The following is a 13,331-nucleotide window of genomic DNA, read 5'->3' as shown; positions in this document are numbered from 1 at the left end:
CGTACGGCGTGGCGCATGGGACGCAAAGCTCTGAACAAAGACAAGGCTGAAGGAAAGTGAACCGCAGAACGCGGCGCGGGTAGGACTGGCCTTTTTGCACTTGGTTCACGAGGCGACGCCGGGTTTCTACGGCTGCCGACGAAGTGCTCAGCGATTCAACAGATCCTGCATCCATTGCAGATATTGCGGCCGTTCGGAAATCGAATTGTGTGCCGAATCCGCCACCACTTTGAGCGTGGCCACACCGTCGGGAAAACTGTGCAGCAAGCGCTCGGTGCTGGCCCGTGGAATCACCTCGTCGTCGCTCGCCGCCAGCAGCAACGTCGGCACGCGGATGTGCGCCGCGTACTGGCCCGACCGGAAACGATCCTTGAGCAACCACTGCACCGGCACCCACGGGTATTGACGGGCGGCGATTTCCTCGAGGCTGTTGTAAGGCGTGACCAGAATCAACCGTTCCACCGGTCGCTGGCTGGCCAGCCGCACCGCGACGCCGGAACCGAGGCTGCGCCCCAGCAGCGCAATCTGCGGATGACTCGCATACACCTGATCAAACAGCGCCAGCGCATCCTCGGCAATCGCTGCTTCGGAGGGCGAACCGCCGCTGCCGCCAAATCCCCGGTAATGCAGCAAATACAACGAATAGTCAGGAAACGCCTCGGAAAACTCCGGCAGATTGCGCGAAACGTCCTCGGCATTGCCGCCGAAATAGATCAGCGCTCTGGGCCCGGCGCGCTCGCGCACCGTCACGCGGATCTCGGCGTCGGGCATTGCCAGTGTCAACCGTGACTCCGGCGAATCGAGGGTGGCGGGCTGCGGAAAATAAATCAGCGTCCGCTGAAACACGAACAGCGCCGCGCACAGGATCAAGTACACGGCGAGGATCAATGCGACGAGTGACAACAGGGTTCTGGACATTCGACTAACGTTAACCGGGCGCGCAGGTTGGCTGTCGCAGTGTAGTCCAACGGTTTTGCGGGCTGCATCCAAACACAAGGTGCAACAGATCCACAGGGCAAGGGCGCCAGCATGAACCACACTGAGGGATATTCCCGCCGCCGGTTGCTGACGCTGGCAGCCGGGGTGTCAGCGGTTTTCACCTTTGACCGGGCGCTGGCCGCCATTACGTCGCCGAACGCCACAGGAGCCCAGACCATGCAGACCCGCGCCATCCCTTCGAGCTCCGAGCCACTGCCGCTGGTGGGGTTGGGCACTTATCGCGGTTTCGACGTCGGCCCTGGCGATCCGGTCTACAAACAATTGCCGGCGGTGCTCGGCGAGCTGTTCAAAAAGGGCGGCACGGTGATCGACAGCTCGCCCATGTACGGCCGCGCGGAAGAAACCACCGGTGAATTGCTGTCGATCCATGAACCGCGCTCACCGGCATTTCTGGCGACCAAGGTCTGGACCCGTGGCCGCGAAGAGGGCATTGCGCAGATGGAGCAGTCGTTCAGCCTGCTGCGCACCGAGCGCATCGACCTGATGCAGATCCACAACCTGCTCGACTGGCAAACCCACCTGCCGACCCTGCGCGACTGGAAAGAGCAGGGCCGCATCCGCTACATCGGCATCACCCACTACACGCCTTCGGCCTATGACGAGGTCGAAGCGGTGCTCAAGGCCGAGTCGCTGGATTTCCTGCAAATCAACTACGCCCTGGATGATCGCGGGGTCGAGAAGCGCATCCTGCCGCTGTGCCGCGAGCGTGGGGTGGCGGTGATCTGCAACCGGCCATTCGGCGGTGGCGACCTGCTCGCGCGGCTCAAAGGTAAACCGCTGCCGGGTTGGGCAGCTCAGGTGGGGGCGAAGAGCTGGCCGCAACTGGCGCTGAAATTTCTATTGGCGCATCCGGCTGTGACTTGTGTGATTCCCGGCACCAGCAATCCGCTGTACATGGCCGACAACGCCGGCGCCGGGTTCGGGTTGATGCTGACCGATGCGCAGCGTCAGCAGTTGATTGCCTTGGTCAGTTAGTCGCCTGGGTCATCCAGATTGTCGATGTGCTTGAAGCGCTCCACAAGAAAATCGATCAGGCTGCGAACCCGTGCCGACAGGTGCAGCTGTTGCGGATACACCGCGTACACATCGGCGCGGGTCGGGGTCTGGTCTTCCAGCACCAGGCGCAAACGGCCGCTGCGCACGTAGCGGGCGATGTCCCATTCGGCACGCAGCAGAATGCCATAGCCTTCCAGGGCCCAATTCAAAGCCACCTCACCATCGTTGCAACCCAAGGCACCGCGCACTTTGATGTTTTGCGTCCGTCCGCCGTCAGTGAAACTCCAGACGCCGTAGGGCGTTTCGTTCTGCCGCAGGAATATACAGTTGTGTTGCGGCAGGTCCGACAGTTTCTGTGGCACCCCGTGTTTCTCCAGATACAGCGGCGAGGCACAGAGCAAGCGGCGGTTGGAGGCGATCTTGCGGGCATGAAATGCCGCGTCGGGCAGGGTGCCGAAACGGATCCCCAGATCAAAGCCGTGGGTCGTCAGATCCAGTGGGTGGTCGCTGATTTCCAGCTGGATTTCCACCTCCGGGTATCGGGCAAAAAACGCCGCCAGGGCCGGACCGATGTAGCGACGACCAAAGCCCAGCGAGGCATTGACCCGGATCAGCCCCTTAGGGGTTGCCCGGCTGGCGCCGATCAACTGCTCGACCTCGTCGATCTGCGTCAGGATCCGCGCCGCATGGGAAAAATACAGTTCGCCTTCTGCCGTGAGACTCATTGAGCGCGTGGTGCGATTGACCAGCCGCACACCCAGACGAGCCTCCAGCGCACTCAGGCGTTTGCTTACGGCTGGAGGCGTCACACCCAATTCCCGAGCCGTGGCGGCCAGGCTGCCTTTGTTGGCCAGCAAATGAAAAAACGACAGATCGAGGGTCTGGCTCATTGGTAACTCAAAGTTATGGATGTAGTGATTTTCTGTAACTCACCGCTTTCTGGTCACTACATATACTCCGATCACACCCCGCCTGACAGCCCTGTCCGGCAGGCAAAACAAAAACGTGAAGAGAGTGGAGTTGACCATGAGTGCATACAAGATTGCAGCGGTTCCGGGTGATGGCATTGGTGTGGAAGTGATTGCCGCCGGCGTCGAAGTACTACAAGCCCTGGCGAAAAAATCCGGTTTTGAACTGGATTTCAAACACTTCGACTGGAACTCCGACAACTACCTGAAAAACGGTCACTACATTCCTGAAGGCGGCTTGCAGGAACTGAAAACCTTCGACGCAATTTTCTTCGGTGCGGTCGGCGCACTCAATGTGCCGGATCACATTTCCCTGTGGGGCCTGCGTCTGCCGATCTGCCAGGGTTTCGATCAATACGCCAACGTGCGTCCGGCCCGCGTGCTGCCGGGGGTGAAAAGTCCGCTGCACAACGGTGAGCAGATCGATTGGGTCGTGGTCCGGGAAAACTCCGAGGGCGAGTATTCCGGCAACGGCGGCCGCGTTCATCGAGGCTTGCCAGAAGAAGTGGCGACCGAAGTGTCGGTGTTCACCCGTGCCGGGGTCGAGCGCATTCATCGTTTCGCCTTCGAACTGGCGCAAAGCCGCCCGCGCAAACATTTGACCATGGTCACCAAATCCAATGCCCAGCGGCACGGCATGGTGCTGTGGGACGAAATCTTCTACGAAGTCGCCAAGGACTTCCCGGACGTGAAGATCGACAAGGAACTGGTCGATGCCGTGACCACTCGCATGGTGCTCAAGCCGGCGACGCTGGACGTGATTGTCGCGACCAACCTGCACGCCGACATTCTGTCTGATCTGGCCGCTGCGTTGTCCGGCAGCCTCGGCATTGCGCCCACGGCCAACCTCAATCCAGGGCGTGATTTCCCTTCGATGTTCGAGCCGATCCACGGCTCGGCGTTTGATATCACCGGCAAAGGCATGGCCAATCCGATCGCGACGTTCTGGACTGCCGCGATGATGCTTGAGCATCTGGGCGAAAAAACAGCCGCCAAACACCTGATGTCGGCAATCGAGGCAGTCACGGAAAGCGGTCTGCACACTCCGGATCTGGGTGGCACCGCCACGACGCGCCAAGTCACCGACGCGGTGATCGCGCTGATCAACCGCTGATCCCTCTGCAATTCAAATCAGTACTGCGGCACACCGCCGAGGGGCGTATCGCGCCCCTCGGCATTTCCTGACAACAATAAAAAATCAGGGCCCTGTCATGAAAAGAATATTCGGCAAACTTTACGTACAAGTCCTTGTCGCCGTGATTCTCGGCGCACTCATCGGCGTGCTGGTGCCCGAGACAGGCACCGCGCTCAAACCCTTGGGCGACGCCTTCATCAAACTGATCAAAATGCTGCTGGCACCGGTGATTTTTCTCACGGTGGTGACCGGTATCGCCCGCATGGAAAACATGAAGGAGCTGGGGCGGGTCGGCTTTCGTGCTTTGATTTATTTCGAGGTGGTGTCGACGCTGGCGCTGGTCATCGGGCTGATCGTGGTGGACGTGTTCAAGCCTGGCGCGGGCATGAATGTCGATGTCGCCAGTCTCGACACCAGCAGCCTGGCGACGTACACCACAGCGGCCAAACATGCGTCGTTCATGGATTTTGTGATGGGCATCATCCCCGACACGATCGTCGATGCATTTGCCAAGGGCAATGTTTTGCAAATCCTGTTGTTTTCGATCCTGCTGGGCATCGCCCTGGCCCATGTCGGGCCGCGTGGCAAGGTGTTTGTCGATGCGCTTGAGAGTCTGATGCAGGGCATGTTTCGAATCGTCAACATGGTCATGCGTCTGGCGCCGATTGGTGCGTTCGGCGCCATTGCCTTCACCATTGGCAAGTACGGTTTCAGTTCGCTGTTTTCGCTGGGAAAACTGATGGCCTGCGTTTACCTGACCTGTGCGGTGTTCGTGATTTTTGTGCTCGGCCCGATCTGCCGTTACAGCGGTTTCAGCTTGTGGAAATTCCTCAGGTTCATCAAGGAAGAGCTGTTTACGGTACTCGGCACCAGCTCCTCGGAGTCGGTGCTGCCGCAGATGATCTCGAAGATGGAAAAGGCCGGCGTATCGAAACCGGTGGCCGGGATGATCATCCCCTCGGGGCTGACCTTCAACCCGGACGGCCAGGCCATCTACTACACCATCGCGGCGATCTTCATCGCTCAGGCGACGAACACACCGCTGACGCTGACCGACCAATTGATTGTGCTGGCGGTGTTGATGTTCACCTCCAAGGGCTCGGCAGGGGTAACCGGTTCAGGGTTCATCATACTGGCCGCGACATTGGCCTCGCTCGGCACGATACCGGTGGCAGGAATGGTGCTGTTGCTCGGGGCCGATCGCTTCATGTCGGAGGCTCGGGCAATCACCAACACCATCGGTAATGGCGTGGGCACCATGGCCATCGCCAAATGGGTCGGGGCGCTCGATAGCGAAAAAATGCACAGGGCGCTCAATGGCGAAGCCGAGGAACGGAGTGCGCAGGTGCCGGAAGCCGAGATCACTCTCCACGCCAGCGAATCTCTGCGCCCAGGCCTTGAGCGCGTGGCCGCCAGGTAGACGAATCGGATACAGCAACCGCAGGTGCCATGCCGTCTCAGGCACAAAAACGCCCGGCTCACGCCGGGCGTTTTTCATTCGGTTTCAGATCATCTCAGGCAACGCATCCAGAACCTTGTCCAGAGTAATCGGATACTCCCGCACCCGTGCACCGGTGGCGTTATAGATCGCATTCGCCACCGCCGCACTCACGCCGCAGATCCCCAGTTCACCGACCCCCTTGGCTTTCATCGGCGAGGAAATGGGGTCGGTTTCATCGAGGAAAATCACCTCCTGATGCGGGATGTCGGCATGCACCGGCACTTCGTAGCCCGCCAGGTCATGGTTGACGAAAAAGCCCTGGCGCTTGTCCACCGCGAGTTCTTCCATCAATGCTGCGCCGACGCCCATGGTCATCGCGCCGATCACCTGGCTGCGGGCCGATTTCGGATTGAGAATCCGCCCGGCGGCGCAGACCGCGAGCATGCGCCGCACGCGGACTTCGCCGGTGGCGGCATCGACGGCGACTTCGACGAAGTGCGCGCCGAAGGTCGATTGCTGGTACTGCTTGGCGAGGTCGGCGAATTCGATGCTGTCCTCGACTTCGATCGGGGCATGTTGCGCGGCCTCGCGTAACGGCACGTTCTTGCTGCCCAGTCGCACGTGGCCATCGGCAAACTGCGCATCACCCGCACTCATGCCGAGTTTGGCCGTGATCGCTTCGCGCAGTTTCATGCAAGCCGCGTAAACCCCGGCGGTCGAGCAATTGGCGCCGAACTGGCCGCCGGAGCCTGCCGACACCGGGAAATTCGAATCGCCGAGTCGCACCACCACATCGTCCAGGCTGACCCCCATCATTTCCGCTGCAGTCTGACCAATGATCGTATAGCTGCCGGTGCCAATGTCGGTCATGTCGGTTTCAACGGTGATCTTGCCGTCGCGCTCCAGTCGTACCCGTGCGCCGGACTTCACCAGCAGGTTGTTGCGAATCGCCGCCGCAACGCCCATCCCGATCAGCCAGCGACCTTCGCGACGGGTGCCGGGCGTCGCATTGCGCTTATCCCAGCCAAAACGTTCGGCGCCGGTTTGCAGGCATTCGATCAGTCGCCGCTGGGAGAACGGCCGCTCGGTTTTCACCGGATCGACCTGCGTGTCGTTGAGGATGCGGAACTGGATCGGATCGAGTTTTAGCTGTTCCGCCATCTCGTCCATGGCGATCTCCAGCGCCATCAGCCCCGGCGTTTCACCCGGTGCACGCATGGCGTTGCCTTCCGGCAGATCCAGCGGCGCCAGGCGCATGGTCACCAGGCGATTTTCTGCAGCGTAGAGCAACTGACTCGGCTGCGCCGCGACTTCGACCTTGCCGTCGGCGAGGTTGCCCGACCAGCCTTCATGGGCGATGGCGGTGAGTTTGCCGTTAGCCGTAGCGCCCATGCGAATGCGTTGAATGGTGGCGGGTCGGTGGGTGGTGTTGTTGGCGATCTGCGGACGGGTGAGGGCGACCTTCACGGGTCGGTTCGCCAGCCGTGCGCCGAGGGCGGCGAGGATCGCGTCGGCACGAATGAACAGCTTGCCGCCGAAACCACCACCAATGTACGGCGAGATCAGCCGCACGTTTTCCTTGGGCAGGCCTAGGGTGGCGGCGATGTCGCCGACGCTCCAGGCGATCATCTGGTTGGAGGTCCAGAGCGTCACGTGATCGCCTTTCCAGGCGGCGAGGGTCGCGTGGGGCTCCATCATCGCGTGGGACTGATCCGGCGTAGTGTAGGTCTGGTCGAACTGCACGGGCGCGGCGGCGAAGGCGCTGGCGAAATCGCCGTGCTTGACGTCCGGCAGATCGTCTTTCGGTTCCACGCCCTGGTCGCGCACGCTGGCCAGATCAAACTGGCCTTTGTCTTGCGCGTATTCGACGTTGACCAGTTGCGCAGCAGCTCGCGCCTGTTCGAAGGTTTCGGCGACCACCAGCGCTACTGCCTGGTGATAGTGCTGCACTTGCGGCCCGGCCAGCAGGTGCGCGGCGTTGTACTGGCCTTTGCCGAGCTTGCCGGCATTGGCGGCGGTGACGATGGTCAGCACGCCCGGCGCGGAGCGGGCGGCCTCCAGATCGATGCGGGTGATGCGACCCTTGGCGATGGCCGAACCGACCATCACGCCGTAGGCCTGATTCTTGACCGCCTCATGTTGCTCGTAGGCGTAAGGCGCCTGGCCGCTGGTTTTCAGCGGACCTTCGATGCGGTCGGTGGGTTTGCCGATGACGTTCAACTGATCAATCGGGTTGGTCGTGGCGGGCGTGTCGAATTTCATGCTTCGTCCCTCGCTTGGGCCAGCACCGAGGCAATCGTGCGCTCGACCAATGTCACTTTGAACTGGTTGTCAGAAGTAGGCGTGGCGCCGTCGAGCAGGCGCGCACTGACGGCTTTCGCACCTTGCGGCAGCAGCGCTTCCGCCGCTTCGACTCGCCAGGGTTTCGGCGCGATGCCACCGACGGCGATGCGGCCGCTGCCATCCTTCTGCAGGATCAGGCCGACGGAGACCAGGGCGAAGGCGTACGACGAGCGGTCGCGCACCTTGTGATAGACATGGGTACCGCCCACTGGCGCGGGCAGGGTAACGGCGGTAATCAGTTCGCCCGGAGTCAGGCTGGTTTCGACATTCGGCGTGGTGCCGGGTAATTGATGGAAATCCGCCATGGCGATGCGCCGGGTGCTGCCATCGGCCTTGAGCGTTTCGACCTGGGCATCCAGCGCCCGCATTGCAATTGCCATGTCACTCGGATGGGTCGCGATGCAAGCGTCGCTGACGCCGATAATGCCGAGTTGTCGACTGACCCCGCCAATCGCCGCGCAACCGCTGCCGGGATTGCGTTTATTGCAGGCTTGATTGGTGTCGTAGAAATACGGGCAGCGCGTGCGCTGGAGCAGATTGCCGGCGGTGGTCGCCATGTTGCGCAACTGGCCCGATGCACCGGCGAGCAAAGCGCGGGACAGCAGCGCGTAGTCTTTCCGGACGCGGCTGTCGGCGGCCAGATCGGTGTTGCGCACCAGTGCGCCGATGCGCAAGCCGCCGTCTTCGGTGGCTTCGATCCGGTCGAGGCCCAGGTGATTGACGTCAATCAGCTGCTGCGGCGTTTCGATGTCGAGTTTCATCAAGTCCAGCAGGTTGGTGCCGCCGGCGATGAAACGCGCACCTTCGATTTGTGCAGCTTGAGCGGCGGCTGCGGCGGGAGAGTCGGCGCGGCTGTAATTGAACGCTCTCATGCTGGCACCTCCGCGACTTCGCTGATGGCTTCGATGATGTTCGAATAGGCGCCGCATCGGCAGATGTTGCCGCTCATGCGTTCCTGCAATTCGCTGGCGATCAGTTGCGGCGCTTCGGTGAGGCTGGCGCTGGCGTGGCTGGGGATGCCGTCGCGGATTTCCTGAAGCACGGCGACCGCCGAGCAGATCTGCCCCGGCGTGCAGTAGCCGCATTGATAGCCGTCATGCTTGATGAACGCGGCCTGCATCGGGTGCAGGTGGTCTGGCATGCCGAGGCCTTCGATGGTGGTGACTTTGGCGCCGTCCTGCATTACCGCCAGGGTCAGGCAGGAATTGATTCGCCGGCCATCGACGATCACCGTGCAGGCGCCGCACTGGCCGTGGTCGCAGCCCTTTTTGCTGCCGGTCAGGTGCAGGTGTTCGCGCAGGGCGTCGAGCAGGGTGGTGCGAGTATCAACCTCCAGCGCCTGTGGCTTGCCGTTGACTTCGATGGTTACTTTGGCCATGGCCGGTTGCTCCAGGCTGGCCGCGTAGGCCTTGAGGCTGATGAAAGGGGGCATCGCGAACGCGGTTGCGGTCACGGCACCGAGAATCAGGAAACGGCGTCGGGAGATCGCCATTGGCGGATGGTCGTTCATTGGCTTGGCTTCCTCTATCAGGTCGGCAGGGTGTGAAAGACCCGCACGGGTACGCTGGCGTGGTTGCCAGTCTCGCTCTGTTCTAGGAGTGACCACGCTGGAGAGGAAAAGGTTTTCTTTGATTTGCGCATGGCCTCATGCGCACGCTTCATGAATCGACGGAATGAAGGTGGGTGCCTTGGCTGTGAGTCAGATCGCTCTCACAACCGAGGCACCCGCGATTCTCAATGTGCGCCGACCACCATGGACGTAAACGGCGCCACATACGCCTGCAACGTCACCAGGCCGCCGACCAGGATTGCCAGCACGATGGAATGGAAGAACACGTAACGCAGGATTTCCCCTTCATGCCCGTACCAGCGAGTCGCCGTCGAGGCGACCACGATCGACTGCGCGTCGACCATTTTGCCCATCACTCCGCCGGAGCTGTTGGCCGCCGCCATCAGGACCGGGCTGATGCCCAGCTGTTCCGACGTCACCCGTTGCAAGCCGCCAAACAGCACGTTGGACGCGGTATCCGACCCGGTCAGTGCTACGCCAAGCCAGCCGAGCAAGGTGCCGAACATCGGGTAGAAAATCCCCGTGGCAGCGAATGCCAGGCCCATGGTCGCGTCCAGCCCCGAGTAGCGGGTCAGGAATCCCAGCGCCAGCATCGCGGCAATTGTGATCAGCGAAAAGCGCACCACCCACAGTGTGCGAAGGTACTGTTTGATCAGTTGGGGGATCGAGTAGCCCATCAGCAATCCACCGACAATCGCCGCGAGCAGGATGCCGCTGCCGGTGGCAGTGAACCATGTGAACTTGTACACCGCCTCTTCAGCTTTCGGCGCGGCGACCACCGGCGGGACTTTTTCGATCTGCAGATGCAGGGAGCTGAAAGTCACGGCCGGGGCGAACACCGGATTGGCCTCGCGCAGCGGTTTGCCCTGCGGATCGAGCCTGGCCGATTGGCTGACGGGATCAATCGCCGGACGGGTGTCGAACATGTTCTTGAAACCCTGGGTGCCCCAGGCAAACACGAACACCGTGAGGATGATCCACGGCATCCACGCGCGCATCACTGCCGGGCGCGCCTGATCGCTGAATGCGGCGCTGGCCGTGACCTTTTCTTCTTCGACCTTCGAGTCGTCATGCCGCCCCGACAGCGCGGCCGAGGTGTGGACGGTTGCCGGTTTCCAGACCTTGAGGAACAACGTCAGGCAGGCCATGGAAATCAGCGCGGCGATCACGTCCACCAGCATCGGCCCGTGGTAGTTCGAAACCAGAAACTGCGGGATGGCGAAACTGACGCCCGCCACCAGAATCGCCGGCCATACTTCCAGCATCTTGCGCCACCCGGCGAAGGCCCAGATCAGCCAGAACGGCACCAGCACCGAAAAAAACGGCAGCTGCCGTCCCACCATCATCGAGAGCTCCATCTCATCCAGCCCGGTGACCTTGGCCAGCGTAATGATCGGCGTGCCCAGTGCGCCGAAGGCCACCGGCGCGGTGTTGGCGATCAGCGCCAGACCGGACGCTGCCAGTGGCGAAAAACCAAGACCGATCAGAATGGCGCCGGTGACCGCCACCGGCGTGCCGAATCCGGCGGCACCTTCAAAGAAGGCGCCAAAACAGAAGGCGATCAGCAGCAATTGCAGGCGCCGGTCGTCGGTGATGCGGGCTAGCGAATCCTGCAACACCTTGAACGAGCCGTTCTCGGTGGTCAGGCGATGCAGAAAAATGATGTTGAGCACGATCCAGCCAATCGGCAGCAGCCCGTTGGCCGCACCGAACAGCGCCGCCGAACCGGCCATGTTGGCGGGCATGCCGAAGGCGAAGATCGAGATCAGCAGCGCCGAGGCCAGCGCCAGCAGTGCGGCCAGATGCGCCTTCACATGAAAGAAGGCCAGCGCCGCCAGCATCACCACCACTGGAACGGCGGCCATGATCGTGGAAATCACCGGATTGCCGAACGGGTCATAGACTTGTTGCCAGACCATGTCGCACCTCTACTTGTTGTTTTTGAGGGGCAGATCCTTTGCGCGTTGCAAGCAGTATAGGTGGCATTTGGCCGCCGCTCGGGCGAGGCGGGCGAGGCGATCAACGGTCATCGGCTGTCGGTGAATCATCGTAGTTTTCCCCGGTCGTATCTGCGGCAGCGCACACCGCGCCTCTTCGGTGCGGGCAGCGCTGCCGTTTCCGTCGTCAAGACCTTGGTTTTAGGGAAATTCTGAATGATGCGTGCAACAAGCCTGCTGCTGACTGTTTCCGCCGCCGTATTGCTGGGCGGCTGTGTGGCGGATTTCGATGATGACCATCGCCATGGCCGGCATTACGACCGCGACCATGGCCGTTACTACGATCATGACCGGCGCTGGGACGACCGCGATGACGACCGCCGCGACGGGCGTCGTTATCACCGCGACCGGGATGATGACTGACTGAAACGAAGAGGGCGTTCCCTTGCGGGAACGCCCTCTGGCATTAAAAGTGAGCGCTCGCCCGGACGCTGGATCGCGCAGGCACTGAGGCCTCGATGTCCAGCAAATGGGTGGCGAGAATGTCGCTCAGAAACCGGAACTGATCGTTGAGGCCCACCACTTCATTGCTGAAATGATTGCTCGCGGCGGGCATCAACAGATCTTCGAAAGCTTCGTCGAACACCAGCGCCTGTGTCTTGCGCGACACGGCGTGCTGATCGTAGTAGTTGCTGCCGAAGACCGGGAAACTCACGGCGAGGGTGACGGTATTGATCATGATGTGAGCTCCTCGTGCTGTGTGTTTCGGATGGGCTAATCGTGCCTTTGGCGAGCAACATGCGGAAGGCAATCGTCGCGATGGTGAATATCGACGGCATTGATGGTTGGACCGGCGCGGCCCTGACCAGCGGATAAACGGCGCACCGCACGCACCTATACTCATGTCATCTCTCTCCGGACTCTTCCGGTCTTGCGACCGAAGAACAGATAAGGACCGCCACCGTGAACCTGCGTGCGCTGCTCGTCGCCGCACTGGTGTTGCTGGCCGGCTGCGCCACCACGGCGCGGGCCCCGGTGACCGCGCCGGCGGTGGTGGTTTCGCCGGCGACCTGGCAGCAGATCGACCGGGAAATCGTCAGCGCCTCGAAACAGGCCACCGAGCAGGTCAAGGTGTTCGCCCGTGGCTCGATGGAACATTGGCGCATTCGGGTCTATGAGCAAACTGAAGAAAATTTCATCCCGTGGTTCAGCAGTTACTGGACCCAGGAATGGCTGTCGATGAAGGTCAGCTGGTACACGATCAGTGCCAGCGGCGAGCAGGATGCTTCGGCCAAACGTCTGGCGGCCTATCTGCTGGAGCAATATCAGGAACGCGTGCTGGCGCCGGTGGCGGTGGAGATCGACCCGGACGCGATCCTCGGCCAGTCCACCGCGTTCTACGCGCAACTGATGGCGCAGCAGATGCCAGTCATTGCCCAGCGCCACGGCGTGCCCATCGCCCAGCTCAACGGACGATTGCAGAAAATCCCTGCCATCGCCCTTGGCCCGCCGCCGGCGAGGGATGCTTCGCTGTATCAGGTTGTCAGCACTGAACCGTTGAACACGCTGCCGGCCTACGCGGCGCTGATCGACAAGATCCACACCGACGGCGGCTCCAAAGGCGTGGCTTCGACCGAATCGGCCATGGCGCCGGTGGCCAAGCGCGCCAGTCAGCGCATGGAGGCGGAAATGGCCCCGCGCGGCGCTGCCAGTGCGGTGGCGGCAGCGGCAGGCAAACTGGCCGGGGCGCTGATTTCGGTCGGGGTGGCGGGCGTGCGCGCAATCATTCAGGCCAACGACCGCCCGGACAGCGAAGCGCTGATCCGCAGCAGCCTGGGCAACACCTTCGACAAGGCCTGGCTGAAACTGGTGCAAAACCCGACCACCGGCGTGATGGCCGGCACGCTGCACATGGCGGCGCAGGTCGAGGGCAATCTGGGCG

Annotated in this window: 13 protein-coding genes; 6 read left to right on the top strand and 7 right to left on the bottom strand. The window is 61.7% G+C overall.

Translation table 11 applies throughout. The features are described from left to right. Positions 1-147 precede the first annotated feature (147 nt). Positions 148-918 (bottom strand): alpha/beta hydrolase, encoded by a 771-nt coding sequence (locus AC07Y2_RS27645; protein WP_103387352.1) that lies wholly within the window; start codon positions 916-918, stop codon positions 148-150. 111 nt (positions 919-1,029) lie between these two features. Between AC07Y2_RS27645 and AC07Y2_RS27640 the strand changes: the two genes are divergently transcribed. Continuing rightward, positions 1,030-1,974, top strand: coding sequence for an aldo/keto reductase (locus AC07Y2_RS27640; RefSeq protein WP_080770650.1), 945 nt, complete (start codon positions 1,030-1,032; stop codon positions 1,972-1,974). Here AC07Y2_RS27640 and AC07Y2_RS27635 read toward each other — a convergent pair. Further along, positions 1,971-2,885, bottom strand: a complete 915-nt coding sequence (locus AC07Y2_RS27635) for a LysR family transcriptional regulator (RefSeq protein WP_039770944.1) — start codon at positions 2,883-2,885, stop codon at positions 1,971-1,973. The two genes, AC07Y2_RS27640 and AC07Y2_RS27635, sit on opposite strands and share 4 nt — an antisense overlap. A gap of 136 nt (positions 2,886-3,021) precedes the next feature. Between AC07Y2_RS27635 and AC07Y2_RS27630 the strand changes: the two genes are divergently transcribed. Both AC07Y2_RS27630 and AC07Y2_RS27625 read left to right on the top strand, forming a co-directional pair. Continuing rightward, positions 3,022-4,077, top strand: coding sequence for a tartrate dehydrogenase (locus AC07Y2_RS27630; RefSeq protein WP_103387351.1), 1,056 nt, complete (start codon positions 3,022-3,024; stop codon positions 4,075-4,077). Positions 4,078-4,174: 97 nt separating this feature from the next. Continuing rightward, positions 4,175-5,518, top strand: coding sequence for a dicarboxylate/amino acid:cation symporter (locus AC07Y2_RS27625; protein WP_103387350.1), 1,344 nt, complete (start codon positions 4,175-4,177; stop codon positions 5,516-5,518). Positions 5,519-5,602: 84 nt separating this feature from the next. Here the strand turns inward: AC07Y2_RS27625 and paoC are convergent, their stop codons facing one another. The 4 genes from paoC to AC07Y2_RS27605 form a co-directional block, all read right to left on the bottom strand. Further along, positions 5,603-7,801 carry an aldehyde oxidoreductase molybdenum-binding subunit PaoC gene (gene paoC / locus AC07Y2_RS27620; RefSeq protein ID WP_103387349.1) on the bottom strand — a complete coding sequence of 733 codons (2,199 nt, stop codon included), beginning with the start codon at positions 7,799-7,801 and terminating at the stop codon, positions 5,603-5,605. After that, entirely contained in the window at positions 7,798-8,754 is a 957-nt protein-coding gene (locus AC07Y2_RS27615; protein WP_103387348.1) for an FAD binding domain-containing protein, read from the bottom strand. The genes paoC and AC07Y2_RS27615 overlap by 4 nt, the downstream gene beginning before the upstream one ends. After that, the gene (gene paoA, locus AC07Y2_RS27610; RefSeq protein ID WP_408980501.1) at positions 8,751-9,374 is read right to left on the bottom strand and encodes an aldehyde dehydrogenase iron-sulfur subunit PaoA; all 624 of its coding nucleotides are present in this window, start codon (positions 9,372-9,374) and stop codon (positions 8,751-8,753) included. Before paoA ends, AC07Y2_RS27615 begins: the two co-directional genes overlap by 4 nt. A gap of 242 nt (positions 9,375-9,616) precedes the next feature. Beyond that, complete coding sequence (locus tag AC07Y2_RS27605; RefSeq protein WP_064595387.1) at positions 9,617-11,371, bottom strand: L-lactate permease; 1,755 nt, start codon at positions 11,369-11,371, stop codon at positions 9,617-9,619. Between the two features lie 60 nt (positions 11,372-11,431). On the opposite strand from AC07Y2_RS27605, the gene AC07Y2_RS27600 reads away from it, so the two are divergent. Together AC07Y2_RS27600 and AC07Y2_RS27595 are read left to right on the top strand one after the other, a co-directional pair. Next, the gene (locus AC07Y2_RS27600; RefSeq protein ID WP_494990420.1) at positions 11,432-11,605 is read left to right on the top strand and encodes a hypothetical protein; all 174 of its coding nucleotides are present in this window, start codon (positions 11,432-11,434) and stop codon (positions 11,603-11,605) included. Beyond that, positions 11,606-11,812, top strand: a complete 207-nt coding sequence (locus AC07Y2_RS27595; protein ID WP_064382340.1) for a hypothetical protein — start codon at positions 11,606-11,608, stop codon at positions 11,810-11,812. It begins immediately after the preceding gene. Positions 11,813-11,855: 43 nt separating this feature from the next. Here the strand turns inward: AC07Y2_RS27595 and AC07Y2_RS27590 are convergent, their stop codons facing one another. Further along, on the bottom strand, positions 11,856-12,128 hold the full coding sequence (locus AC07Y2_RS27590) for a hypothetical protein (protein WP_039770930.1): 273 nt from the start codon (positions 12,126-12,128) through the stop codon (positions 11,856-11,858). 224 nt (positions 12,129-12,352) lie between these two features. On the opposite strand from AC07Y2_RS27590, the gene AC07Y2_RS27585 reads away from it, so the two are divergent. After that, on the top strand, positions 12,353-13,331 hold a 979-nt coding region (locus tag AC07Y2_RS27585; RefSeq protein WP_103387347.1), incomplete at its 3' end, for a hypothetical protein.

It is taken from the genome of Pseudomonas sp. GW456-12-1-14-TSB6, assembly GCF_059424205.1.
The sequence above is the reverse complement of the archived record's forward strand: the minus strand, read 5'-3'. Positions and strand labels throughout refer to the sequence as shown.

Bases quoted from the DNA above. Each gene is read 5' to 3' on its own strand.
- AC07Y2_RS27645 (WP_103387352.1), bottom strand. From the start codon at position 918: ATGTCCAGAACCCTGTTGTCACTCGTCGCATTGATCCTCGCCGTGTAC.
- AC07Y2_RS27640 (WP_080770650.1), top strand. From the start codon at position 1,030: ATGAACCACACTGAGGGATATTCCCGCCGCCGGTTGCTGACGCTGGCA.
- AC07Y2_RS27635 (WP_039770944.1), bottom strand. From the start codon at position 2,885: ATGAGCCAGACCCTCGATCTGTCGTTTTTTCATTTGCTGGCCAACAAA.
- AC07Y2_RS27630 (WP_103387351.1), top strand. From the start codon at position 3,022: ATGAGTGCATACAAGATTGCAGCGGTTCCGGGTGATGGCATTGGTGTG.
- AC07Y2_RS27625 (WP_103387350.1), top strand. From the start codon at position 4,175: ATGAAAAGAATATTCGGCAAACTTTACGTACAAGTCCTTGTCGCCGTG.
- paoC (WP_103387349.1), bottom strand. From the start codon at position 7,801: ATGAAATTCGACACGCCCGCCACGACCAACCCGATTGATCAGTTGAAC.
- AC07Y2_RS27615 (WP_103387348.1), bottom strand. From the start codon at position 8,754: ATGAGAGCGTTCAATTACAGCCGCGCCGACTCTCCCGCCGCAGCCGCC.
- paoA (WP_408980501.1), bottom strand. From the start codon at position 9,374: ATGGCGATCTCCCGACGCCGTTTCCTGATTCTCGGTGCCGTGACCGCA.
- AC07Y2_RS27605 (WP_064595387.1), bottom strand. From the start codon at position 11,371: ATGGTCTGGCAACAAGTCTATGACCCGTTCGGCAATCCGGTGATTTCC.
- AC07Y2_RS27595 (WP_064382340.1), top strand. From the start codon at position 11,606: ATGATGCGTGCAACAAGCCTGCTGCTGACTGTTTCCGCCGCCGTATTG.
- AC07Y2_RS27590 (WP_039770930.1), bottom strand. From the start codon at position 12,128: ATGATCAATACCGTCACCCTCGCCGTGAGTTTCCCGGTCTTCGGCAGC.